This is a genomic window from Streptomyces sp. NPDC006610 (genome assembly GCF_040611575.1).
GTDB lineage: Bacteria > Actinomycetota > Actinomycetes > Streptomycetales > Streptomycetaceae > Streptomyces.
Window position 1 is genome coordinate 48847 of the sequence record NZ_JBEXOP010000001.1, and the last position, 25522, is coordinate 74368.

The 25522-nt window shown below is 70.9% G+C and carries 19 protein-coding genes; 16 read left to right on the plus strand and 3 right to left on the minus strand.

All coding sequences use genetic code 11. The features are described from left to right. Nucleotides 1-275: 275 nt before the first annotated feature. From ABZY13_RS00240 to ABZY13_RS00295, 12 genes are all read left to right on the plus strand, one after another. Nucleotides 276-2573, plus strand: a complete 2298-nt coding sequence (locus ABZY13_RS00240; protein WP_356626357.1) for an ABC transporter family substrate-binding protein — start codon at nucleotides 276-278, stop codon at nucleotides 2571-2573. 133 nt (nucleotides 2574-2706) lie between these two features. Continuing rightward, nucleotides 2707-4623 carry a translational GTPase TypA gene (gene typA / locus ABZY13_RS00245; protein ID WP_356626359.1) on the plus strand — a complete coding sequence of 639 codons (1917 nt, stop codon included), beginning with the start codon at nucleotides 2707-2709 and terminating at the stop codon, nucleotides 4621-4623. Nucleotides 4624-5088: 465 nt separating this feature from the next. Further along, on the plus strand, nucleotides 5089-6126 hold the full coding sequence (locus ABZY13_RS00250) for an ABC transporter permease (RefSeq protein ID WP_356626361.1): 1038 nt from the start codon (nucleotides 5089-5091) through the stop codon (nucleotides 6124-6126). A gap of 113 nt (nucleotides 6127-6239) precedes the next feature. Next, a complete protein-coding gene (locus tag ABZY13_RS00255; protein WP_356626363.1) occupies nucleotides 6240-8048 on the plus strand; it encodes an ABC transporter substrate-binding protein in 1809 nt (602 codons plus the stop codon). Nucleotides 8049-8144: 96 nt separating this feature from the next. After that, the gene (locus ABZY13_RS00260; protein WP_356626365.1) at nucleotides 8145-9125 is read left to right on the plus strand and encodes an ABC transporter permease; all 981 of its coding nucleotides are present in this window, start codon (nucleotides 8145-8147) and stop codon (nucleotides 9123-9125) included. Nucleotides 9126-9134: 9 nt separating this feature from the next. After that, a complete protein-coding gene (locus ABZY13_RS00265) occupies nucleotides 9135-10196 on the plus strand; it encodes an ABC transporter ATP-binding protein (RefSeq protein ID WP_356626366.1) in 1062 nt (353 codons plus the stop codon). A 14-nt stretch (nucleotides 10197-10210) separates the two neighbouring features. Next, nucleotides 10211-11344, plus strand: a complete 1134-nt coding sequence (locus ABZY13_RS00270) for a dipeptide ABC transporter ATP-binding protein (RefSeq protein ID WP_356626368.1) — start codon at nucleotides 10211-10213, stop codon at nucleotides 11342-11344. A 212-nt stretch (nucleotides 11345-11556) separates the two neighbouring features. Beyond that, nucleotides 11557-13194 (plus strand): ABC transporter substrate-binding protein, encoded by a 1638-nt coding sequence (locus tag ABZY13_RS00275; RefSeq protein WP_356626370.1) that lies wholly within the window; start codon nucleotides 11557-11559, stop codon nucleotides 13192-13194. A gap of 9 nt (nucleotides 13195-13203) precedes the next feature. Then, on the plus strand, nucleotides 13204-14127 hold the full coding sequence (locus tag ABZY13_RS00280) for an ABC transporter permease (RefSeq protein WP_356626372.1): 924 nt from the start codon (nucleotides 13204-13206) through the stop codon (nucleotides 14125-14127). Further along, complete coding sequence (locus ABZY13_RS00285; RefSeq protein WP_356626373.1) at nucleotides 14120-15097, plus strand: ABC transporter permease; 978 nt, start codon at nucleotides 14120-14122, stop codon at nucleotides 15095-15097. The genes ABZY13_RS00280 and ABZY13_RS00285 overlap by 8 nt, the downstream gene beginning before the upstream one ends. Before the next feature lie 6 nt (nucleotides 15098-15103). After that, a complete protein-coding gene (locus tag ABZY13_RS00290; RefSeq protein ID WP_356626375.1) occupies nucleotides 15104-16087 on the plus strand; it encodes an ABC transporter ATP-binding protein in 984 nt (327 codons plus the stop codon). After that, nucleotides 16080-17132: a dipeptide ABC transporter ATP-binding protein gene (locus ABZY13_RS00295; protein ID WP_356626377.1), complete on the plus strand. Its 1053-nt coding sequence runs from the start codon at nucleotides 16080-16082 to the stop codon at nucleotides 17130-17132. Before ABZY13_RS00290 ends, ABZY13_RS00295 begins: the two co-directional genes overlap by 8 nt. A gap of 139 nt (nucleotides 17133-17271) precedes the next feature. On the opposite strand, the gene ABZY13_RS00300 is transcribed toward ABZY13_RS00295, so the two are convergent. Further along, nucleotides 17272-19389 (minus strand): prolyl oligopeptidase family serine peptidase, encoded by a 2118-nt coding sequence (locus ABZY13_RS00300; protein WP_356626379.1) that lies wholly within the window; start codon nucleotides 19387-19389, stop codon nucleotides 17272-17274. Between the two features lie 156 nt (nucleotides 19390-19545). Between ABZY13_RS00300 and ABZY13_RS00305 the strand changes: the two genes are divergently transcribed. From ABZY13_RS00305 to ABZY13_RS00320, 4 genes are all read left to right on the plus strand, one after another. Further along, a complete protein-coding gene (locus tag ABZY13_RS00305) occupies nucleotides 19546-19740 on the plus strand; it encodes a hypothetical protein (RefSeq protein WP_356626380.1) in 195 nt (64 codons plus the stop codon). Between the two features lie 45 nt (nucleotides 19741-19785). Beyond that, nucleotides 19786-20706: an N-acetyl-1-D-myo-inositol-2-amino-2-deoxy-alpha-D-glucopyranoside deacetylase gene (gene mshB, locus ABZY13_RS00310; protein ID WP_356626382.1), complete on the plus strand. Its 921-nt coding sequence runs from the start codon at nucleotides 19786-19788 to the stop codon at nucleotides 20704-20706. Further along, nucleotides 20703-21116, plus strand: a complete 414-nt coding sequence (locus ABZY13_RS00315; protein WP_356626383.1) for a DUF6113 family protein — start codon at nucleotides 20703-20705, stop codon at nucleotides 21114-21116. Before mshB ends, ABZY13_RS00315 begins: the two co-directional genes overlap by 4 nt. A 198-nt stretch (nucleotides 21117-21314) precedes the next feature. Further along, complete coding sequence (locus ABZY13_RS00320; protein WP_356626385.1) at nucleotides 21315-23525, plus strand: hypothetical protein; 2211 nt, start codon at nucleotides 21315-21317, stop codon at nucleotides 23523-23525. Nucleotides 23526-23594: 69 nt separating this feature from the next. Here the strand turns inward: ABZY13_RS00320 and ABZY13_RS00325 are convergent, their stop codons facing one another. Next, nucleotides 23595-24446, minus strand: a complete 852-nt coding sequence (locus ABZY13_RS00325) for a transglutaminase-like domain-containing protein (protein ID WP_356626387.1) — start codon at nucleotides 24444-24446, stop codon at nucleotides 23595-23597. 17 nt (nucleotides 24447-24463) lie between these two features. Then, nucleotides 24464-25450 (minus strand): GNAT family N-acetyltransferase, encoded by a 987-nt coding sequence (locus ABZY13_RS00330; RefSeq protein WP_356626799.1) that lies wholly within the window; start codon nucleotides 25448-25450, stop codon nucleotides 24464-24466. Nucleotides 25451-25522: the final 72 nt, after the last annotated feature.

Consider the following 25522-nt stretch of genomic DNA (forward strand, 5'->3'; position numbering starts at 1 on the left):
CCGGATGCGGACGGGGACGTTCATGCGCCTGAGAGTGTTGCGCGTCACACCCATCGCTGGGAAGGGCGGTGCACCGATTGGCCGAGTCGTGCGGGTGCACTGCCGGGAGCGTGTTGCGCCGCACGGGTGGGCTTGTCACCTCGCGCCGCCGTGTCGCCGGTCGCTGCTGAACCCTTTCCTCTTCAGTGGCCGCATACGGACGAATCTCATCTGATCAGCACCATATACCGCCAAAAGTGATCGTAACGCCCGCGGCTTCCCGGAGGTACCCAGAGATGTCCCACGCCGGAGTCGGACCGCGCGCCGTACTGCGCTCGGTCGTCTTCCTGACCGCGGGAGCGCTCGCGGTCCCCGCTCTCGCCGGGTGCAGCTCCGAGAAGGAGGCCGGCCGGCCGCCGGCCCACCAGGACATCGCCCCCGCCGCCCGGGCCCGCGTCGCCGACGGGGGGACGCTGCGCTGGGCGGTGGACGCGGTGCCGCAGACGATGAACACCTTCCAGGCGGACGCCGACGCCACGACCACGCGGATCGCCCAGGCGGTGCTGCCGTCGATGTACCGGCTCGACGCGAACGGCCGGCCGGAAATCAACACCGACTATCTGGAATCGGCCAAGGTCGTCGACACCAAGCCACGGCAGGTCGTGCTCTACCGGCTCAACCAGCAGGCGGTCTGGAGCGACGGCAGGGAGATCGGCGCGGCCGACTTCGCCGCCCAGTGGCGCGCCCTGTCGGGCCGGGACAGCGCCTACTGGACCGCCCGCAACGCCGGGTACGAGCGGATCGAGCGGATCGAGCGGGGCAAGAACGACCTGGAGGTCAAGGTAACTTTCAGCCGCCCCTACGCCGACTGGCAGTCGCTGTTCTCGCCGCTGTACCCGAAGGACGTGATGGGCACGCCGGACGCGTTCAACGACGGGGCGCGCCGCCGGCTGAAGGTCACCGCCGGGCCGTTCACCGTGCGCGAGGTCGACCGCGAGGACGACGAGGTCACCCTCGCCCGCAACACCCGCTGGTGGGGCGCAGCGCCCAAGCTGGACGCGATCGTGCTGCGGGCCGTACCGCGCGCGCAGCGGGTCGGGGCGCTGGCGGAGGGGCGGGTCGACGTGGCGGAGGTGGACGCCGCCGGGGCCCGCAGGATCACGGCGGCGGGGCCGGACGAGGGGGCGGGCGGGCCGTCGGCGAGCGCCTCCGCGCCGTCCGGCCGGTCCGCGGAACCCGAGGGTGCGGCGGCCGGCGACGGCGAGCAGGGGCCCGCCGGGCAGCGGGGCCCCGACCGGGCGCTGGCCGCCTTCGAGGTCCGCAGGTCCCTGGAGCCGGCCTTCACCCAGCTCGCCCTCAACGGCGCCGAGGGTCCCCTCGCCGACGAACGGGTGCGCCGGGCCGTCGCCCGCGCCCTCGACCGCCGAGAGCTGGCCCGGATGGTGCTGCGGCCCCTCGGCCTGCCCGCGGAACCCGTCGGCAGCCACCTCGCGCTGGCCGGCCAGCCCGCCTACGCCGACAACAGCGGCGCCCTCGGCGACGAGGACCCCAAGGAGGCCCGCGCGCTGCTCGCGGACGCCGGATGGGTGCGGGGCGGTCCCCTCGACGAGCCGGGCAGGAGCGGGAAGGCGGCCGGCGCGGGGGACGAGGGCGAGGGCGGCGACGGCGAGGGTGCGGCGTCGTCCGAGGACGGGGCGGCCGGAGCCGGGTCCGGTGCGAGCGGGTCAGGGGCGACCGGGTCCGCCGAGCCCGAGTCCCCCGGCGGCGAGGACGGCACGTACATCGTGGGCCAGGACGGCAAGGCGCGGGCCGACGGCGAGGGGAAGGCGCCCGGCCGCGAGGACGACCGGGACGCGGACCGCGACACCGACCGCGAAGCCGACCACCCCGCGGACCGTGACACCGACCGCGACCACCTCGCCCAGGACGGCAAGCAGCACAAGCAGGGCGGCGCCCCCGGCGCCTACGCCCCCAAGGGCACCCCCGCCCCGGCCGGCGCCGCGGCCGGGCCGCTGGCCAAGGACGGCAAGCCGCTCACCCTGCGCTTCGTGCTCCCCACCGGCCCGGGCTCCGAGGTCCTGCACGAGGTCGCCGACCGGATCACCCGCATGCTCGGCCGCCTCGGCATCCGCGTCGAGCGGACCAAGGTGCCCGGCGAGAGCTACTTCAAGGACCACATCGCCTCCGGAGAGTTCGACCTGGCCCTCTACTCCTGGCCCGCCTCCGCCTTCCCGGCGACCGACGCCCGCCCCATCTACGCCAAGCCCGTCCCGGCCGCCGACGGCTCGCTGACCGTCGAGCAGAACTACACCCGCGTCGGCACCGACCAGGTCGACCAGCTCTTCGACCGGGCCGCGGCCACCCTGGACCGCGAGAAGTCGCGCGACCTGATCCGCAAGGCCGACGCCCGGATCTGGGCCGCGGCCGGCTCCATCCCGCTCTACCAGCGCCCCCAGCTCACGGCCGTGCGCAAGAACCTGGCCAACACCGGGTCCTTCGGCTTCCAGACCCCCGTGTACGAGGACATGGGCTTCCTGCGGAAGGCCGCGCGGCCCGCCGCGGGACCCTCCGGGGGGCCGCGGCCGTCTCGCTGATCGGCCCGGCAAGCCCGAGCTCCGGCGGCCACGTACCATGGGGTGAGGCCGTGGCGTGTCAAGCCCGGCAGGGCCCGCGTATCACAGACGTACGCAGCAGGGCCGTCCTCACACTCCGGGAGAACGCCGCTTTATGGCCGTGTCCACTACACGTCACGACATTCGCAACGTCGCCATCGTCGCCCACGTCGACCACGGCAAGACGACCATCGTCGACGCCATGCTCAAGCAGGCCGGCGCCTTCGCCGCCCACCAGCTCGACTCCGTCGACGACCGCATGATGGACTCGAACGACCTGGAGCGTGAGAAGGGCATCACGATCCTCGCCAAGAACACGGCGGTCAAGTACCACCCGAAGGCCGGCGGGGACCCGATCACGATCAACATCATCGACACCCCCGGCCACGCCGACTTCGGCGGCGAGGTCGAGCGCGGTCTGTCGATGGTGGACGGCGTGGTGCTGCTGGTCGACGCCTCCGAGGGCCCGCTGCCGCAGACCCGCTTCGTGCTGCGCAAGGCGCTCCAGGCCCGCCTGCCGATCATCCTGTGCATCAACAAGACGGACCGGCCGGACGCCCGGATCGACGAGGTCGTCAACGAGACCTACGACCTCTTCCTGGACCTGGACGCGGACGAGGAGCAGATCGAGTTCCCGATCGTCTACGCCTGCGGCCGGGACGGCATCGCGTCGCTGACCAAGCCGGCCGACGGCACGGTCCCCTCCGACTCCGACAGCCTGGAGCCGTTCTTCTCCGCGATCCTCCAGCACATCCCGGCCCCGACCTACGACGAGGACGCCCCGCTCCAGGCGCACGTCACCAACCTGGACGCCGACAACTTCCTCGGCCGCATCGCGCTGCTGCGCGTCCACCAGGGCGAGCTGAAGAAGGGGCAGACGGTCGCGTGGATGAAGCGTGACGGGTCCGTCACCAACGTGCGCATCTCCGAGCTGATGATGACCGAGGCGCTCACCCGCAAGCCGGCCGAGAAGGCGGGCCCGGGCGACATCTGCGCGGTCGCCGGCATCCCGGAGATCATGATCGGCGAGACGCTGGCCGATCCGGAGAACCCGGTTCCGCTGCCGCTGATCACGGTGGACGAGCCCGCGATCTCGATGACCATCGGCACCAACACCTCGCCGCTGGTCGGCCGCGGCGGCACCGGCAAGGGCGCCGACGCGAAGGCGGCCGTCAAGGACCGCAAGGTCACCGCCCGCCAGGTCAAGGACCGCCTGGACCGCGAGCTGATCGGCAACGTCTCGCTGCGCGTCCTGGACACCGAGCGCCCCGACGCCTGGGAGGTGCAGGGCCGCGGCGAGCTGGCGCTGGCCATCCTGGTCGAGACCATGCGCCGGGAGGGCTACGAGCTGACCGTCGGCAAGCCCCGGGTCGTCACCAAGGAGGTCGACGGCAAGGTCTACGAGCCCGTCGAGCGGATGACGATCGACGTGCCCGAGGAGCACATGGGCGCCGTCACCCAGCTGATGGGCGTCCGCAAGGGCCGGATGGACAACATGTCCAACCACGGCTCCGGCTGGGTGCGCATGGAGTTCGTGGTGCCCTCGCGCGGTCTGATCGGATTCCGGACGGAGTTCCTCACCCAGACCCGCGGCACCGGCATCGCCCACTCGATCCACGAGGGCCACGAGCCGTGGTTCGGCAACCTCCAGACCCGCAACAACGGCTCGCTGGTCGCCGACCGCGCCGGAGCGGTCACCGCCTTCGCGATGACCAACCTCCAGGAGCGCGGCGTGCTCTTCGTGGAGCCCGGCACCGAGGTGTACGAGGGCATGATCGTCGGCGAGAACTCCCGCTCCGACGACATGGACGTCAACATCACCAAGGAGAAGAAGCTCACCAACATGCGGTCCTCGACGGCCGATGTGGCGGAGTCGATCGTGCCGCCGCGCAAGCTGTCGCTGGAGCAGTCCCTGGAGTTCTGCCGCGACGACGAGTGCGTCGAGGTCACCCCGGAGGCCGTCCGCATCCGCAAGGTGAACCTGGACGCCCGCGAGCGCGCCCGTGCGGCGAGCCGCGCCAAGCACGGCTGACCCACCCCCGCGGCACGCTCAGGGGCCCTCTCAGGGCCTCTGGGCGGGCAGTGAGACGATGGCCCGGCCCTTCCCTGCGGTGGAGGGCCGGGCCGCGTCGTTCACAGGTGGTCCAGGGGCCGTCCGCAGAGAGCGTCCGGAGGGTTGGTCAGGCGGGTTGTTCAGGGTCCTTTCAGAAGCCTGTGAGGCCCTGTTCGGATATCGGTGCTTCGGCGATCAAGTTTCGGACATGTAAACAAAAATCCCTCCCGTTATGTCCGTTTCGCCGATTTTCCATCTCAGCTGTCAAGCGCGCGCAGGTGTCAATCTTTGCAATTTTTGCTCAAAAAATGGACGCTAGGGAGATCCCTCTGCCTTCCGCCCTTGACGCGCGTTGATGCACTTGGCGAAAGTTCCCCCAAACCACAGAACCTGCCGGTATCTGTGCTGCGCTCAACTCTCCAACCCCCCGGGGGAAGAACACACATGACCAGTCCAGTCAAGGCCGAGGGCTCCGGCTCCGCGGTCGCCTTGGACCCTGAGCTCGATGCGACCTCCGCCGTCGAGGGTGAGAAGAAGCTTGAGGGCCGCTCCCCCGGGCAGTTGATGTGGATTCGCTTCAAGCGTGACCGTGCGGGCGTGACCTCCGCCTGCATCGTGGCGTTCTTCTTCCTCATCGGTCTGCTGGCGCCGGTGATCTCGAAGCTGTACGGCAAGGACCCGTACACCGTGTACGCGGACGAGCGCCCCGAGCTGTTCGACAGCGCGGGCGTCCCGATCATGCCCAACGGCGGCATCAGCGGTGAGTTCTGGTTCGGTCTCGAGCCGGGCAACGGCTACGACGTCTTCACCAAGCTGATCTACGGCATCCGGAACTCGCTCGGCATCTCCCTCGCCGTGACGGTCGCCACCGTGCTCACCGGCGTCATCCTCGGTGTGATGGCCGGCTACCTCGGGGGCAAGGTCGACTTCGCCATCAGCCGGGTCGTCGACTTCCTGCTGGCCTTCCCGTCGCAGCTGTTCTTCATCGCGAGCATGCCGGTCGTGGTCTCGCTGTTCGTGGACCCCAAGGACGAGACCCCGGTGTACGTCCGGGTGGTGGCGCTGATCTCGGTGATGTGGTTCCTGGGGTGGATGAGTCTCTGCCGCATCCTGCGCGGCGCTACCCTGTCCCTCGCCGGACGCGAGTTCATCGAGGCGGCCAAGGTGAGCGGGGCGTCCCCGTGGCGGATCATCCGCAAGGAGATCCTCCCCAACGTGGTCACGCCGATCCTGGTGCAGTCGACGTACATGCTCCCCGCCTTCGTCACCGCCGAGGCCGGACTGTCGTTCCTCGGCGTCGGCATCGTCGAGCCGACGCCCGACTGGGGGCAGATGTTCTCCAAGGCGTCGACCGAACTCGTGATGCAGAACGACATCACCTACATGTTCTTCCCGGGTATCTCCATGATCATCTTCATCGTGGCGTTCAACCTGCTCGGGGACTCGGTCCGTGACGCCTTCGACCCGAAGACGGCTCGCTGACCGGGAGCTATGGGCACTCTCGCCCAAATCCGGATGGGACGGCGCCCGCGTCGGCCCGACTGGCACTTCATTTCATCGCACGTGAGACAGACAGATGGGTGGGAAACCGAGTGATGGGTAAGGGTGGACGCCACACGTACGCCGCCATATCCCTGCTCGCTGCCGGAGCACTAGTGCTCACCGGCTGCAGCGAGGGCGGCAGCAAGGAAGGGACCAGCAACAAGCAGGACAAGGAGAATGCCCAGCGTCAGCAGGAGGGCATCGCGTTCGGTGACGCCAAGGACTCGACCGGCCCGGCCCCCGAGGTCCCCGGTGCGAAGAGCGGCGGCACCGTGACGGTCCTGCAGCGTGACAGCTACGCCCACCTCGACCCGGGCCAGATCTACGTCTCCGACGAGGGCTCGCTGTCCTCGATCATCCACCGTGGCCTGACGGGCTACAAGGCCACCAGCGACGACGGCTCGAAGCACGAGGTCGTCGGCGACCTGGCCACGGACAGCGGCACCACCACCGACGGCGGCAAGACCTGGAAGTTCACGCTCAAGGACGGCGTCAAGTGGGCCGACGGCACGCCGATCACCTCGGCCGACGTCCGCCACACCTTCGAGCGTCTCTTCGCCCCGTTCATCACCAACGGTCCGACCTACATCCAGCAGTGGCTGGCCAACACGCCGGGCGTCGAGTACCGCAAGCTCCTCAAGGACGGTCCGTACAAGGGCAAGCACCTGCCGGACAGCATCCTGGAGACGCCGGACGAGAAGACCATCGTCTTCAAGTTCAAGGAGCCGAAGGCCGACCTGCCGTACGCGCTCGCGATGGCCGGATACTCCATCGTGTCCGAGAAGAAGGACACCCAGGAGAAGTACGACAAGGCCCCGATGACGGCCGGCCCGTACAAGATCAAGGACTTCAAGTCCGGCAAGTCCATGACGCTGGTCAAGAACGAGAACTGGGACCCGAAGACGGACCCGATCCGTCACCAGTACGTGGACCAGTTCAACTTCGTCTTCAACAAGCAGTACGAGGACTCCACGAAGGCGCTGCTGTCCGACTCGGGCGCCAACTCCACCGCGATCAGCTTCAACAACCAGGTCGACGCGGGCAACCTGTCCAAGGTGCTCAGCGACGCCTCGCTGAAGGACCGCACGGTCTCGGGCTACCAGCCCTACGTCGGCCAGATGAACATCAACCTGTCGCAGAAGGAGATGCAGGACAAGAAGGTCCGTGAGGCCATCGCGCACGCGCTGCCCATCACGCCCTTCGTCCGCGCCTACGGCGGCGCCCAGGCCATGGAGGTCGCCGGCGGTCTGATCAGCCCGACCGTCTCCGGCTACAACGCCAACTTCGACCCGTTCGGCAAGAAGAAGAAGCCGGCCGGTGACCCGGAGAAGGCCAAGGCGCTCCTCAAGGAAGCCGGCAAGGAAGGCCTGAAGCTCACCTTCGGCTACATCAACACCCCCGAGGGCCAGCAGTACTCCACCGCCATGGCGGCGGGCCTGGAGAAGGCCGGCTTCGACGTCCAGCGCCAGGAGATCCCGGCCGAGACGTACTACGACCAGATCAGCAAGGTCGACAACAACTACGACATCTACCACACCGCGTGGGGCGCGGACTGGCCGAGCGCCTCGACCGTCATCCCGCCGCTGTACGACGGCCGCCAGATCCAGGACGGCTCGTCGAACTACGCGCACATCGACGACCCGAAGGTCAACGCGGACATCGACCGGATCAACAAGATCACGGACCCGGTCAAGGCCGCTGAGGAGTGGAACAAGGTCAACGAGTACATCGTCGAGAACGTCATCTCCAACATCCCGACGGCGTACTACAAGCAGACCCAGATCGCCGGTTCGAAGATCGGCGGCCTCGTGTACGACGACGTCCTCGGCGCCGTCGACCCGCGCAGGCTGTTTGTGAAGTAACACCTCCGACCCCCAGCGGGGTTTCCAGGGCGCCCCATCGTCGAGATGGGGCGCCCCTCGCCCGCCAGGCTTCCCACGCCCGAAAGCTGCTTTCTGATGCTGCGCTTCATCCTCCGCCGGTCTCTCGGCGCCGTCGTGATCCTGGTCCTGTTGACCATGGTCGCGTTCCTTCTCTTCTTCGGCATGCCACGCGATCCGGCGCTGCTGATGTGCGGCAAGACCTGCACCCCGGACGCGCTGGAGAACATCCACCGGACGCTCGGTCTCGACAAGTCGATTCCCGAACAGTTCTGGATCTTCCTGTCGGGCCTGGTCATGGGGCGGGACGACTTCGCCCAGGGGGCCTGCCCGGCCCCGTGCTTCGGCTACTCGTACCACACCAACGAGAACGTGTGGACGACCCTGGTCGACCGGCTCCCGACCACCGTCTCGCTGGCCGTCGGCGCCGCGATCCTCTTCCTCGTCGTCGGACTGGGCTCGGGCATGCTCGCCGCCTGGAAGCGCGGCACGATCATCGACAAGGCCTTCACCGCGGGCGCGATGGTCCTCAGCTCCATGCAGATCTACTTCCTCGGCCCGCTCGCGCTCGCCATCCTCGTGTACCAGATGGGCGCGTTCGACGAGCCCAAGTACACGGCACTGACCGAGGACCCCATGGCCTGGTTCTCCGGGCTGATCATCCCCTGGGCCGTGCTCTCGACGATCTTCGCCGCTCAGTACACTCGTATGGCGCGGTCGTCGATGATCGAGCAGCTCCAGGAGGAGCACGTCCGGACCGCCCGCGCCAAGGGCATGTCCCAGCGCTACGTCTTCTTCCGCTACGCCTGGCGCGGTTCGCTGATCCCGATCGTGACGATCTTCGGTATCGACATCGCCTCGCTGCTGGGCGGCGCGATCATCACGGAGTTCACCTTCGGTCTGCCGGGCCTCGGCCGACTGGCCGTGGAAGCGGTGAGCTTCAGCGACCTGCCCCTGCTGCTCGGTGTGATGCTGTTCTCGGCCGCCATGATCCTTCTGTTCAACATCGTCGTCGATGCCTGCTATGCCTTCATCGACCCGCGCGTGCGGCTGTCCTAGGAGCTTTCTGTGACCACTCTGACCAAGGAATCGGGGGCTCCCTCCTCGGCCGACGCCGGGGCGTTCCTGTCGGTGCGCGACCTGCGCGTCCGGTTCAAGACCGAGGACGGCGTCGTCAAGGCCGTCGACGGGCTCTCGTTCGACCTGGAGCGGGGCCAGACGCTCGGCATCGTGGGCGAGTCGGGCTCGGGCAAGTCGGTGACCAACCTGACCATCCTGGGGCTGCACAACCGTCAGTTCGCCACCATCGACGGCGAGATCCTGCTGGACGGGCAGGAGCTGATCACCGCCCGCGAGAACGAGCTCGAGAAGCTCCGCGGCAACAAGATGGCGATGATCTTCCAGGATCCGCTGACCGCCCTGTCCCCGTACTACACCGTGGGCCGGCAGCTGTCCGAGCCCTACATGAAGCACATGGGCGCCTCCAAGAAGGAGGCCAAGGACCGGGCGATCCAGATGCTGGAGAAGGTCGGCATCCCCCAGCCCAAGGCCCGGTTCGGCGACTACCCGCACCAGTTCTCCGGCGGTATGCGCCAGCGCGCCATGATCGCCATGGCCCTGATGTGCGACCCCGACCTCCTGATCGCCGACGAGCCCACCACCGCGCTGGACGTCACCGTGCAGGCCCAGATCCTGGACCTGCTCAAGGACCTCCAGCAGGAGTTCGGCTCCGCGATCATCTTCATCACCCACGACCTCGGCGTCATCTCGAAGATGGCGGACGACCTGCTGGTGATGTACGCGGGCCGGGCCGTGGAACGCGGCACCATGAAGGAGGTGCTCGGCGCTCCGCGGCACCCCTACACCTGGGGCCTGCTCAGCTCCATGCCGCGCCTGGACAGCGACATCAGCAAGGCGCTGACGCCCATCCCGGGCACGCCGCCGTCCCTGCTCACCCCGCCGTCGGGCTGCCGCTTCAACCCGCGCTGCACCTTCAAGGACCGGGTCGAGGGCGACCTGTGCACCACGACCCGGCCGCCGCTGGGTGACGGTCGCGCGGCTGCCTGCCACCTGACGGCCGGGCAGAAGCAGGACATCTTCATCAACGAGATCCAGCCCCGGCTGCGCTAGGGAGATACGAGATCATGAGCGACAACCTCACCCTCCCCGCACAGCAGGGTTCCACCGGCACCACCCGGGAGACGCTGCTCGAGGTCAGCGGCCTGACCAAGCACTTCCCGATCTACGGCGGCTTCCCGATCCGGCGCCGGGTGGGCGCCGTCCAGGCCGTCGACGGCGTCGACCTGAGCGTCGGCGTCGGCGAGAGCCTCGGCCTGGTCGGCGAGTCCGGCTGCGGCAAGTCGACCACGGGCCGGCTCATCACCCGCCTGATGGAGCCGACGGCCGGCCGGATCACCTACCGGGGCCAGGACATCACCACCGCCTCGCGCAAGAAGCTGGCGCCGGTGCGGTCCGAGATTCAGATGATCTTCCAGGACCCGTACTCGTCGCTGAACCCGCGGCAGACCGTCGGCACGATCATCAAGTCGCCGATGGAGGTCAACGGGATCAAGCCCGAGGGCGGCCTGGAGAACCGGGTGCGCGAGCTGCTGGAGCTGGTCGGTCTCAACCCCGAGCACTACAACCGCTTCCCGCACGAGTTCTCCGGCGGTCAGCGCCAGCGCATCGGCGTCGCCCGCGCGCTCGCGCTGAACCCCAAGCTGATCGTCGCCGACGAGCCCGTCTCCGCGCTCGACGTCTCCATCCAGGCGCAGGTCGTCAACCTGCTCCAGAAGGTGCGGGACGAACTCGGCATCGCGTTCGTCTTCATCGCCCACGACCTGGCGATCGTGCGGCACTTCTCGCAGCGGGTCGCGGTGATGTACCTCGGCAAGGTGGTCGAGGTCGGCGACCGGGACTCCATCTACAACCGGCCCCGCCACCCGTACACCCACGCCCTGCTGTCGGCCGTGCCCGAGGTGGAGATCGGCGACGACGCCGAGCAGCGCGAGCGCATCCGCCTCTCCGGCGACGTGCCCTCGCCGATCCACCCGCCGTCCGGCTGCCGCTTCCGCACCCGCTGCTGGAAGGCGCAGGACAAGTGCGCCACGGAGGAGCCGCCGCTCGTCCAGATCACCGGCAACCGCGAGGGCCACCTGACGGCCTGCCACTTCCCGGAGGAGCCGACGACCGAGGCCCGCGCCGAGGACGTCGTCCTCGACCCGGCGCTGAAGGCGCTGGAGTCCCACGACGAGGGCGGCACGGCCGGCAAGGAGTGAACCGGGGCGGGCGCGGGCCCGCACGGCGACCGGTGACGATCGCAGGACGGGAGGCGGGAGCCGTACGGCTCCCGCCTCCCGTCGTCGTACCCGCCGCCGCTTAGCCCAAAGGGCTCCCAGCGTGTGCGGTATGCGTGTTACGGGCCGATATTGGCCGGTAATGAAGCGGCGTCCCGGCGCCGGCGGTACCGCGCACGACGAGGAGGCACACCATGCCAGGAGCCACGCACGTCAAAGGGGTCGCCTGCGCGGTGGCGGTGGCCCTCGCGGCGACGGCCTGCGGAGGAGGCGACGGCGGAGGGAGCGGGAGCGGGGACGGCGGGGCGGTGCTCAGCTCCTCCTGGGGCGATCCGCAGAACCCGCTGGAGCCCGCGAACACCAACGAGGTGCAGGGCGGCAAGGTCCTCGACATGATCTTCCGCGGGCTGAAGCGGTACGACCCCGGGACCGGCGAGGCCGAGGACATGCTCGCGGAGAGCATCGAGACCGAGGACTCGCAGACCTTCACCGTCACCGTCAAGGACGGCTGGACCTTCAGCAACGGCGAGAAGGTCACCGCGAGGTCGTTCGTCGACGCCTGGAACTACGGCGCGAGCCTGAAGAACAACCAGCGCAACGCGTACTTCTTCAGCTACATCGACGGCTACGACAAGGTCCACCCCGAGGACGGGAGCAAGCAGACCGCCGAGACGCTGTCGGGGCTGAAGGTCACCGGCGAGCGCACCTTCACCGTGCGGCTCAGCCAGAAGTTCTCCACCTTCCCCGACACCCTCGGCTACCCGGCGTACGCTCCCCTCCCGCGCGCCTTCTTCGAGGACCACGACGCCTGGCTGAGCAAGCCCGTCGGCAACGGCCCGTACACCGTGCAGTCGTACGCCAAGGGCTCCCAGATGTCCCTGCGCGCGTGGGAGGAGTACCCGGGCGAGGACAAGGCGCGAAACGGCGGCGTCGACCTCAAGGTCTACACCGACAACAACACCGCCTACACCGACCTGATGGCCGGCAACCTCGACCTCGTCGACGACGTCCCCGCCTCCCAGCTCAAGAACGTCCGGAACGACCTCGGCGACCGCTACCTCAACACCCCCGCCGGCATCATCCAGACCCTCGCCTTCCCGTACTACGACAAGAGGTGGAACAAGGAGGGCATGGACAAGGTCCGCAAGGGCCTGTCCCGGGCGATCGACCGTACGCAGATCACCGACACCATCTTCCAGAAGACCCGCACCCCCGCCACCGACTGGACGTCCCCGGTCCTCGGCGAGGACGGCGGCTACAAGGAAGGGCTGTGCGGCGAGTGGTGCGAGTACGACGCCGCGGCGGCCAGGAAGCTCGTCGAGGAGGGCGGCGGGCTCCCCGGCGGCCAGGTCAAGATCACCTACAACGCGGACACCGGCTCCCACAAGCAGTGGGTCGACGCCGTCTGCAACTCCATCAACAACGCCCTCGGCAACGACAAGGCCTGCGTCGGCAACCCCGTCGGCACCTTCGCCGACTTCCGCAGCCAGATCACCGACCGCAAGATGTCCGGCCCGTTCCGCGCGGGCTGGCAGATGGACTACCCGCTGATCCAGAACTTCCTCCAGCCGCTCTACTACACCAACGCCTCCTCCAACGACGGCAAGTGGAGCAACAAGAAGTTCGACGACCTGATCGACAAGGCCAACGCGGAGACCGACACCGCCACGGCGGTGCAGACCTTCCAGCAGGCCCAGGAGGTCGTCCGGGACGAGATGGCGGCGATCCCGCTCTGGTACCAGAACGGCAGCGCCGGCTACTCCGAGCGCCTGTCGGACGTGAAGCTCAACCCCTTCAGCGTCCCCGTGTACAACGAGATCAAGGTTGGCTGAGGCGGCGCCATGGGACGCTACGTCCTGCGGCGGCTGCTGCAGATGATCCCGGTATTCGTCGGGGCGACCCTGTTGATCTTCCTCATGGTCAACGTGATGGGCGACCCCATCGCCGGTCTGTGCGGGGACCGGGAGTGCGACCCGGCGACGGCCGCCCAGCTCAGACGGGAGTTCGGCCTCGACAAGCCGGTGTGGCAGCAGTACCTGACCTACATGGGCAACGTCTTCACCGGCGACTTCGGCACCGCCTTCAACGGCCAGCCGGTGACCGAGCTGATGGCGTCCGCGTTCCCCGTCACCATCCGGCTGACCGTCGTCGCCATCCTGTTCGAGATCGTCATCGGCATCACCCTGGGCGTGATCACCGGCCTGCGCCGCGGCCGTCCCGTCGACACCACGGTCCTGCTGGTCACCCTGGTCGTCATCTCGGTGCCGACCTTCGTCACCGGCCTGCTGCTCCAGCTGCTGCTCGGCGTCGAGTGGGGCTGGATCCGGCCGTCCGTCTCCTCCGACGCCCGGTTCGACGAGCTGATCCTGCCCGGACTGGTCCTCGCCTCCGTCTCGCTCGCCTATGTGACGCGGTTGACGCGGACGTCGATCGCGGAGAACAAGCGGTCCGACTACGTCCGCACGGCCATCGCCAAGGGGCTGCCCCGGCGCCGGGTCGTGACCCGGCACCTGCTGCGCAACTCCCTGATCCCCGTGGTCACGTTCATCGGCACCGACATCGGCGCGCTGATGGGCGGCGCGATCGTCACCGAGCGCATCTTCAACATCCACGGCGTCGGCTACCAGCTCTACCAGGGCATCCTGCGCCAGAACACCCAGACCGTCGTCGGCTTCGTGACCGTGCTGGTGCTGGTCTTCCTCGTCGCCAACCTCCTCGTCGACCTGCTGTACGCCGTACTCGACCCGAGGATCCGCTATGTCTGACGCCAGGGAACACGACGGCGCCGTCGCCGGCACCGGCATGGGCGGCCAGATGGACCTCGCCGCGAGCGAGGCGGTCAGCCTGGAGAAGATCCCGTCCGGCCCCGACGGCACGGGCCCCTCCGGCCGGCCGCGCTCGCTGTGGTCCGACGCCTGGCACGACCTGCGCCGCAACCCGGTCTTCCTCATCTCCGCGCTGGTGATCCTGTTCCTCCTGGTCATCGCGCTCTGGCCGTCCCTGATCGCCTCCGGCAGCCCCCTGAAGTGCGACCTGGCCAAGGCGCAGGAGGGCCCCGGCCCCGGCGCCCCCTTCGGCTACGACGGACAGGGCTGCAACGTCTACACGCGCACCGTCCACGGCGCCCGCACCTCCGTCGCGGTCGGCGTCCTCGCCACGCTCGGGGTCGCCGTGCTCGGCAGCGTGCTCGGCGGGCTCGCCGGGTTCTTCGGCGGCATCTGGGACGCCGTCCTGTCCAGGATCACCGACGTCTTCTTCGCCATCCCCGTCGTGCTCGGCGGCCTGGTGCTGCTGTCCGTCGTCACCAGCAACAGCATCTGGCCGGTGATCGGCTTCATGGTGCTGCTCGGCTGGCCGCAGATCTCCCGCATCGCCCGCGGCTCCGTCATCACCGCCAAGCAGCACGACTACGTCCAGGCCGCCCGCGCCCTCGGTTCCTCCAACTCCCGGCTGCTCCTGCGGCACATCGCGCCCAACGCGGTCGCCCCGGTGATCGTCGTGGCCACCATCGCGCTCGGCACCTACATCGCGCTGGAGGCCACCCTGTCGTACCTCGGCGTCGGCCTGAAGCCGCCCAGCGTCTCCTGGGGCATCGACATCTCCGCCGCCTCGCCCTACATCCGCAACGCCCCGCACGCCCTGCTGTGGCCCTCCGGAGCGCTGGCCGTGACCGTGCTGGCGTTCATCATGCTCGGCGACGCGGTGCGCGACGCCCTCGACCCGAAGCTGAGGTGAACCGCCGTGCTGCTCGAAGTGCGCGACCTGCGCGTGGAGTTCCGGACCCGCGACGGCGTCGCCCGGGCCGTCAACGGCGTCGGCTACGCGGTGGACGCCGGTGAGACCCTCGCCGTGCTCGGCGAGTCCGGCTCGGGCAAGTCGGTCACCGCCCAGGCCGTGATGGGCATCCTCGACATGCCGCCCGGGCGGATCACCGGCGGCGAGGTCGTCTTCAAGGGCCGGGACCTGCTGAAGCTCAAGGAGGAGGAGCGGCGAAAGGTGCGCGGCGCCGAGATGGCGATGATCTTCCAGGACGCGCTGTCCGCCCTCAACCCCGTGCTCTCCGTGGGGGACCAGCTCGGCGAGATGTTCACGGTGCACCGGGGCATGTCGAAGAAGGACGCCCGGGCCAAGGCCGTCGAGCTGATGGACCGGGTCCGCATCCCGGCCGCCGGGGAGCGGGTCAGGCAGTACCCGCACCAGTTCTCCGGCGGCATGCGCCAGCGCATCATGATCGCGATGGCGCTGGCCCTGGAACCGGCGCTGATCATCGCCGACGAGCCCACCACCGCCCTCGACGTCACCGTCCAGGCCCAGGTCATGGAGCTGCTCGCCCAGCTGCGGCGGGAGCTGGACATGGGGCTGATCCTCATCACCCACGACCTCGGCGTGGTCGCCGACGTGGCCGACCGGATCGCGGTCATGTACGCGGGCCGGATCGTGGAGTCGGCGCCGGTCCACGACATCTACAAGGCGCCGGCCCACCCCTACACGCGCGGTCTGCTCGACTCCATCCCGCGCCTGGACCAAAAGGGCCACGAGCTCTACGCCATCAAGGGCCTGCCGCCCAGCCTGCTGGACATCCCGCAGGGCTGCGCCTTCCACCCGCGCTGCCCCATGGCCCGTGATGTGTGCCGCACGGACGTGCCCCCGCTGTACCAGGTCACCGACTCGGCCGCGGACCGCACGAGCGCCTGCCACTTCTGGAGGGAGTGCCTGCATGGCTGAGCCGATCCTGGAGGTGGCCGGGTTGGTCAAGCACTACCCGCTCACCCGGGGCGTCCTGTTCCGCAAGCAGATCGGCGCGGTGAAGGCCGTCGACGGCGTCGACTTCACCCTGCACCGGGGCGAGACCCTCGGCATCGTCGGCGAGTCCGGCTGCGGCAAGTCCACGGTCGCGCGGATGCTGGTCAACCTGGAGAAGCCGACGGCCGGGGTGATCAAGTACAAGGGCGAGGACGTCACCCGGCTGTCCGGCAGGGCGCTGAAGGCCGTGCGCCGCAACATCCAGATGGTCTTCCAGGACCCGTACACCTCGCTCAACCCGCGGATGACGGTCGGCGACATCGTCGGGGAGCCGTACGACATCCATCCCGAGGTGGCCCCGAAGGGCGACCGGCGCCGACGGGTGCAGGAGCTGCTCGACGTGGTCGGCCTCAACCCGGAGTACATCAACCGCTATCCCCACCAGTTCTCCGGCGGCCAGCGCCAGCGCATCGGCATCGCCCGGGGCCTCGCCCTGCGCCCCGAGATCATCGTCGCCGACGAGCCGGTCTCCGCCCTCGACGTCTCCGTCCAGGCGCAGGTGATCAACCTGATGGAGCGGCTCCAGAACGAGTTCGAGCTGTCCTACCTGTTCATCGCGCACGACCTGTCGATCGTCCGGCACATCTCGGACCGGGTCGGCGTGATGTACCTCGGCCGGATCGTCGAGACCGGCCGCGACGCCGAGATCTACGACCACCCGACGCACCCCTACACCCAGGCGCTGCTCTCGGCCGTCCCCGTGCCCGACCCGCAGGCCCGGGAGCACCGCGAGCGGATCATCCTCGCCGGGGACGTGCCCTCGCCCACCAACATCCCCTCGGGCTGCCGTTTCCGCACCCGCTGCTGGAAGGCGCGGGAGCGCTGCGCCCTGGAGGTCCCGGCGCTGGCCGTGCCCGCGGAGTTCCGGCACACCCCGGGGCCCGCGGCGCACGACTCGGCCTGCCACTTCGCGGAGGAGAAGCAGGTGGTGCCGCCGGAGGAGCACCGGCCACACCCGCGCAAATGACCACGAAACGCGTTAACACGCAGGCAACTTCACGGAAGCCGCTCCGATATACGGACGCGTCAGTCTGTACAGCGTACGGCCGTGCGGGTGCCGTGAGCGGGCCGGGGTTGCGCCATGTCACCCCGGCCCGCTGCTGTTCCTAGAGGCCCAGCGACCGCCGCAGGAAGTCCAGCTGGAGCAGGAGCAGGTTCTCCGCGACCGTCTCCTGCGGGGTCATGTGGGTCACCCCCGACAGCGGGAGCACCTCGTGCGGGCGGCCGGCGGCCAGGAGGGCCGAGGACAGGCGCAGGGTGTGCGCCACCACCACGTTGTCGTCGGCCAGGCCGTGGACGATCAGCATCGGGCGGTGCGGCTCGGCGGCGGCCACCAGGCCGGAGTCGTCGACGAGCGAGTTGCGGGAGTACACCTCGGGTCGCTCGTCCGGGTGCCCGAGGTAGCGCTCCTGGTAGTGGGTGTCGTACAGCCGCAGATCCGTCACCGGGGCGCCCACCACGCCGGCGTGGAAGACGTCCGGGCGGCGCAGCACCGCGAGCCCGGCCAGATAGCCGCCGAAGGACCAGCCCCGGATCGCGACCCGGCCGAGGTCGAGCGGATGGTCGGCGGCGAGCGCGTGCAGCGCGTCGATCTGGTCCTGGAGGACGACCTCCGCCAGATCGTCCCTGACGGCCTTCTCCCAGGCAGGCGACCGGCCCGGCGTGCCGCGCCCGTCCGCCACGACCACCGCGAACCCCTGGTCGGCGAACCACTGCGAGGTCAGGTGCGCGTTGTGCGCGGCGACCACCCGCTGGCCGTGCGGACCGCCGTAGGGATCGAGCAGAACCGGCAGGGGAGTGTCACCGCGGTAGTCCCGTGGCATAAGCAGGGCGCACGGAATTCGCCGTGCGCCCCCCTCCAGCAGGGTCACCCGGGGCGACATGCCGGGGTCTTCGGCGTACGACCGGACCGTCGCCGCCGGCTCGCCGTCGCGCAGCACCCGCACCAGCGCCCCCGGCCGGTCGAGCGTGGCCGACACCAGCACGGTCACGTCCCCCGCGCGGACCGCCGAGTGCACGCCGGGCTCCTGCGACAGCCGCTCCCAGCCCAGCTCGTTGACCCGGTAGACGTGCACCTCGCCGATCTCCGGATGCTCCGCCTCCTCGCCCGCGGACGCCGAGACCAGCACGTCCTGGTCGGTGACGTCCAGCACCGCACGGATGTGCAACTGGGCTCCGGTCAGCGGCCGTTCGCCCACCGCGAGGACCCGGGCGCCGCCCTCGTCGGCGATCCGCACCAGCTGCCCGGAGGGGGACCAGCAGGGCACTCCGGGGAAAAGTTCCAGCCAAGTTGGATCTTCATCGGCGTGCACCATCCGGGTCGCGCCGGTGTCCGGGTCGACGGCCAGGAACAGCTGGCCGCGCTGGTCCCGCGCCTGTACCAGGAGCAGCGGCGCACCCGCCGCTGACCAGTGCACTCGCGCCAGATACGGATAGCGCGCCCGGTCCCAGAGGACCTCCGTGCGGCCCCCGTCCAGCCCGACCGCGAACAGCCGCACGTCCGCGTTCCCAGTGCCCGCAGCCGGGTAGGCGACATGATGTGGCTCACGTTCCGGATGGGCCGGGTCGGAGATCCACCACCGCCGCACCGGCGTGTCGTCCACGCGGGCCACGAGCAGCCGGTCGGACTCGGGGCTCCACCAGAAACCACGCGAACGCCCCATTTCCTCCGCCGCGATGAACTCCGCGAGCCCGTACGTCACCCCCTCGCCGTCCGGTTCGGCCAGCGCCCGGTCACCGTCGCCCTCGGCGCCCACCACGCGCAGCGCGCCGTCCGCGACGTAGGCCACGTGCCGTCCGTCGGGGGAGGGCCGCGGGTCCACCACCGGACCGCGCACCCGCAGCTCCCGCGCCGTGCCGGCCCGCAGCTCGGCCGTGAAAAGCCGCCCCGACAAGGCGAAAGAGGCCAGTTCCACGGCGGCGTCGGTGGCGTAGCCGACGATGCCCGCACCGCCCTCCCGGCTGCGCTCCCGGCGCGCCCGCTCCTGCGGCGGCAGCCGCTCCTCGGCCCCGCCGAGCAGCGCCCGCGGGTCCGCCGCCACCCGCTCCACGGCGTCCGCCGTGTCGAGCACCCACAGGGAGTTCGCCCGGTCCGTGCCCGAAGGGGACCGGAGGAACACGACACGCGCCCCGTCGGGCGACACGGTGAACGAACGCGGCGCGCCGAGCGTGAACCGCTGGGTTCGGGCATGGCGCCTGGGAAAGGACTCAACCTCGGTCGTCATGCCCCGACCATATTGGCCATGCGCCCCCTTGTGTCGCCGTGCGCCGACCGATGCCCTCGTACGGATAGTTATGATCAGTCGCGCAAAGTGGGTAAGAACCGCTTGCCCCTGATGCTGAATCCCCCACGTCCCCTGGGTCCTTGGAGGTGAGCCGCCGTGGCACTCTCGATTTCGGCGGTGGTGCTGCTGGCGATCATCGTCTTCCTTCTGATCAAGAAGTCAGGGCTGAAGGCAGGGCATGCGGTGGTCTGCATGCTGCTGGGCTTCTACCTCGCCTCTTCGACCATCGCTCCGACGATCGACGAGCTGACGACGAACATCGCGGGGATGATCGGAAGCATCAAGTTCTGAGCCGCCGGGGCGGGCCGGGGCCCCGGTCCCTCGTAGGCTTGCCCCATGACGGAACAGCCCGGCCGGCGTCTGCTGCTGGTGCACGCGCACCCGGACGACGAGTCGATCAACAACGGCGCCACCATGGCCAAGTACGCCGCCGAGGGGGCGCGGGTGACGCTGGTCACCTGCACCCTCGGTGAGCGCGGCGAGGTCATCCCGCCCGAGCTCGCCCACCTCTCCGGTCCCGCCCTCGGCGAACACCGCCTGCGCGAACTGGCCGCCGCCATGCGCGAACTGGGCGTCACGGACTTCCGTCAGCTCGGCGGACCCGGCCGCTACGCCGACTCCGGCATGATGGGGCTGGCCGACAACGACGACCCGCACTGCCTGTGGCAGGCCGACGTCGAGGAGGCCGCCGCCCTGCTGGCCGAGGTCATCCGGGAGGTGCGCCCCCAGGTGATGGTCGCCTACGACCCGGACGGCGGCTACGGCCACCCCGACCACATCCAGGCCCACCGCATCGCCATGCGCGCCGCCGAACTGGCCGCCGACGCCGGCTGCCCGGTCGCCAAGGTCTACTGGAACCGCGTCCCCCGCACGGTCGCCGAGGCAGCCTTCGCCCGGCTGCGCGAGGACCTGCCCGGCCTGCCCTTCGCCGCCGCGGCCTCCGTCGGGGACGTGCCGGGCGTGGTCGAGGACGAGCTGATCACCACCGGGATCGACGCCGGCCCGTACTACGCCGCCAAGGTCGCCGCGATGCGCGCGCACGCCACGCAGATCGAGGTCGCCGAGCCGTATTTCGCGCTCTCCAATGAGCTGGCGCAGCCGGTCTTCCGTACCGAGTACTACCAGTTGGTGCGCGGAGAGGGCGGTGGGCGCGGTGACGAGCGGGAGACGGACCTGTTCGCCGGGATCGCGCAGGGCCCGGGGGCCGCAGGGGCCGCCGGCGCCTCCGGGACCACGCGGAACGGGGAGGCGTCATGACGACGGACCGCGGCTCGCTGCTCGCCCGGCCCCCGCACCGGCCCTCCGCCGGGCGGATCCTCGCCCATCTCGGGCTGTTCCTGCTGGGACTCGCCGTCGGCGGCGCCGGGGCGCTGGTGCAGTCCGGCTGGTTCCCGGGCGGGCTGCTGCTGGCGCTCGCCGGCGCGGCCGGGACCTTTCTCGGCGGCGCCCGGCTCACCGGCGGCCGGGGCGGGGCGGCGGCGGGCGCCGGGGGCTGGATGCTCTCCGTCATCCTGCTCACCGCCTCCCGTCCCGAGGGCGACTTCCTCTTCGCCGCGGGAGCCGGCTCCTATCTCTTCCTGCTCGGCGGCATCGCCGTGGCTGTGATCTGCGCCACCCTCGGACCGGGGCGGCAACCGGACGGGCCGGCCGTCCGACTTGGCAAGTGACGTACCCGTTCGCCGGTTCGCGCTCGTGCGAGTCCCGTGTGGGTTTCCCCGGCGGTCGTGGGATAAGCGCCGGAAGCGGCCAGTATGGTTGGTGCCGCCGCCGAGCCTCCCCGAGCTCTCCACCTGGCTGGAGCAGGGGGTACCCCCAGCGCAGAGCAAGGCGTTCGAGGGCGGCGGAGCCAACCGGGAGAACCTGCCTTGAGTCGTGAAACAGACAGTCCGTCCTCCGGGCCCAACGGGCGCGGCGGAGCCGCATACCCCTCGGGCACCCCGCCCTACGGCACCTCCGCGGGCGCCGACGGCGGTGCGGGCGCGGGCCGTTCGGCCACGCAGCCGGAGGAGCGCAAGACCGAGACCACGCTGACGACCCGTATCCGGATCAACATCCCCGGATCGCGGCCGATCCCGCCGGTCGTCATGCGCAAGCCCGTGGCGGACGGCGAATCCGCCGACGACACGGGCGCGGAGCCCACGACGCCGGGCGCTGCGGCCCCCGGCGCGGGCGCCGCCGGGTCTCCCGCCGAGCCGGCGGACCTGCCCCGGCGGCCCGTACCGCCCGCACCGTCGGCCCAGGCCGCGGACGCGTCCCAGCCGGGCCGGCCGGCGACGCCGGCGTCCACGTCCGCTCCGGCGTCGGCGTCGGCGTCGGCCGAGGAGAAGACCAGCGACTGGTTCGCGCCCCGCAAGTCCGCCCCGGCCCAGGGCGCCCAGAACGGCACGGCCGCCGCGTCCACGGGCTCCGGCCCGAGCGCGGGCGGAACGGCCGCCGGCGCCCCCGCCCCCGGCGGCGCGCGTCCCGCGGCCGGTCGCCCCGGTGGCGTGGTCGGCGCGATGAGCCTGCCGGGCGGTTCCCGGCCGAGCGGCGTGAACGGCGCGAGCAGCGCCAACGGGACGAGCGGGGCGAACAGGACGAACGGTGCGGGCCTGCCCGGCGCCACGGGCGGCCCGGTCGCTCCCGGGCACGGCGGCGGCACCGGCTCCTTCGACGTGACCGACGCCCTCGCGGCGGCCGAGTCGCGGCGCGAGGACACCCCGTACTTCCCGGAGGAGGGCGAGCCGCGCCCCGGTCTGCCCCGGCGCCCCGCCGGCCCGACCGGCGGCCCGGTCACCGGCGACGGCCCGCTCCCGCCCGGAGGTCCGGCCGCCGGCGACGGCCCGCTCGCCCCGCCCGCTGCCGCCGGGCACCCCGGCCACACCGGCGCGCTCCCGGGCGGCGGCCTCAGCGACGACACCGCGATCCTCACCCCGCAGAAGCCGGCCCCCGAACCGCCGCCCGGCGGCTTCTACGGCCCCGACAACGTCTCCGGCGACACCGTCAGCAGCGGCATCCCCGTGGTGCCCTCCGCCGACCGCCCCGCCCCCTTCGGCCCCGGCGGCGCCTCCGACGGGGTGCTGCCGCACACCCCGCCGAAGCTGCCGGAGCCCGTGCAGCAGAGCGTGCCCGCGGCGGCGCCCCCGAAGAGGAAGAAGGGCCGCAGCAAGCTGGTCCTGCTCGTCGGCGCCGCGATCACCCTGCTCGGCGTCGCCTACGGCGCAGGGCTGCTGATGAACCACTCCGACGTGCCCAAGGGCACCTACGTCCTCGGCGTCGACATCGGCGGCGGCACCCGCGACGACGCCGTCAAGAAGCTGGACGAGGCCCTCGGCGACCGCATCGCCAAGCCGCTGAAGCTGTCCGTGGACGGCGACACGGTCTCCCTCAAGCCGGACCAGGCCGGCCTCCAGTTCGACGTGGACGCCACGGTCGGCGCCGCCGCCAGGAGCGACTACAACCCGGTCTCCGTGATCGGCTCCCTCTTCGGCGAGCAGCGGGTCGTGGAGCCGGTCATGCCGGTGGACGAGGAGAAGCTGCGGTCCGCGCTTCAGACCGCCGCGGGCGGCGCCGGTACGGCGACCGAGGGCACGATCAGGTTCGAGTCCGGCAAGGCGGTCCCCGTCTACGGCAAGCCGGGCAAGGGCATCGCCGTCGACCAGGCCGCCGAGGCCGTCGAGAAGGCGTACCGCACCCAGGTGGAGAAGGGGACCGGCGCGCCGGTGGGCGTGCCGACGACCACCAAGGAGCCGACGGTCGCCAAGGCCGAGGTCGACCGGATGATGAAGGAGTTCGCCGAGCCGGCGATGTCCGACATCGTCACCGTCGAGACGGACCCGGCGCACCGGATCGCGTTCAGCCCCGAGAACTCGCTGTGGAAGTTCCTGCGCGTCCAGGCCGTCGACGGCAAGCTGGTCGACACCTACGACAAGGCCGCGCTCAAGGAGCTGTACGGCAGCACGTTCGACGGCGTGCTCATCACCCGGGCCACGGGCCAGAAGACCCCGGTGACGGTGGAGGACGTGATCGGCGCCCTGCGCCCGGCCCTGACGAGCACCACCAACCGGGTGGCGACGATCGACACGGACCCCAGCTGACGCACGAGGACCGTACGAGGACAGGGCGCCCGGACACGGCCGGGCGCCCTGTCCCGTTGCCGGAGCCTCCTAGTTGAGCCTGGCCCGGGCCGCACGGGCCAGCGCCCGCACCCGTTCGGCGGCCTCCGCGTCCACCGCCCCCACCACCTCGGCGTACGCCTCCAGCTCACCGGCCCCCGCCAGGAACTCGCCCCGCCGCACCAGCAACTGCGCCCGCTCGAACCGCAGCCGCGCCGGATGCGAGGGCAGCAGCAGGGACGACTCCACCGCCCACAGCGCCACGTCGGTCCGCTCGGGCCGCGCCGCCGCCCACGCCCGCACGTTGTTCAGGATGCGCAGCACGACGTCCAGCGGATCCGCCGGCTCCAGCAGCGCGGGGTCCAGCCCGGTCCCCGTCGCCCCCGCCACCAGCAGCTCCGCGTCGTCCCCGGTGAGCACGCGGCCTCCGTCGAACGGGTCGGCCAGCACCTGATCCTCGCGGGGACCGAACCCGACCACGAAGTGCCCCGGCAGCGCCACCCCGTACACCGGCGCGCCCGCCCGCCGGGCGACCTCCGTCCACACCACCGACAGCAGGATCGGCAGCCCTCGCCGCCGCCGGAGCACGGAGTGCAGCAGCGAGGAGTCCAGCCGCTGGTAGTCGCCCGGCGTGCCGTGGAAGCCGTACCGCTCGCCGAGCAGTTCGCGCAGCGCCTCGGCCCAGGCGCGCGGGCCGCCCGGGCGGAACCGCACCTCGCCCGCCAGCCGGTCCAGCTCGACCTGCGCGGCGTCCAGCCCCGCCTCGTCCAGTGCGGCGTCCCCCTGCGCCGCCGCCAGCAGGCACAGGGCGGCCAGATCGGGCCGCTCGGCGCGGGCCTCCTCGGCGAACCGCCGGCGCAGCTCGGCGGCGCGCCCGGGCGGCGGCGGGAAGGGGTCGTTCATGGGGGAGGGGAGCCCTTTCACGGAGACCGGTAGTGGTGGTAGGCGTGGTGCGCGGCGAAGCCCATTCCCGAGTACAGCGCACGCGCCGGCGCGTTGTCCGTCTCGACCTGCAGCCAGGCCGCGGACGCGCCCTCGTCGAGGGCCCGGCGGGCCAGCGCCGCCATGACGGCCGAGGCCAGCCCCCGCCGCCGCAGCGCAGGATCGACCTCCACGGCGGCGAAACCGGCCCACCGCCCGTCCACCACGCACCGCCCGATCGCGGCCGGCCCGCCCTCGCCCGGCACCGTCGCGAACCACACCGACGGCCCCGCCCCCAGCACCCGCAGCGCCACCTCGCTCACGCCCTTGCGCCGATACCGGGACAGCCAGTCGCCGTCCGCCTCCCTGGACAGCGCCACCTCCGGCCCCCGGGCGCGGTCGGCGAGCGGGGCGAGCGCGCCGACCCACAGCTCGGCCGACACCTCGCGCACCCAGCCGCGCTCCTCCAGCTCTGCGCAGAGCAGCTCCTGCGTGCCCTCGGCGCCGGTGGCGGTCTGCACGTACGCCGGCAGGCCGCGCGCGCCGTACCAGCGGCGTACGGCCGTCAGCGCCTCGTCCAGGGGCACGCCGGGGTCGCCGAGCGGGAGGACGGAGTTGGCGCGCCGGGTGAACCCGGCGGCGGCCCGCAGCTCCCAGTCACCCAGACGGGTGCTCTCGACCGGCTGCCAGGCGCGCGCCGCGACCCGAGCCAGCTCCTCGTAGGAGGCGGCCGGCCCCCGGCGGCGGGCCGGGGCGGCGGGCACCGTCTTGCCCGCGACCAGCGAGGACTCCTCGACGGTGACGCGTTCGCCGTCGCGTCGTGTGATCGTCAGCACACCGCGGTCCCATGATGTGAGAACGCCGACCGTGTCGGTGAAAATCTCCCCCGTGCCAGCGGGGGCCAGCAGACGCCGAACGGAGACCCGTTTGCCCACGTCAGCGGCGGTGATACGGACTTCGAGGCGTCCCTTCGCGGATATTTCCACAGGTCGCTTCACCCCTCCTGTTCGGTTCACGCCCAAGAACGGAGATACTAGGGGCGGGCATCGACGACGCCG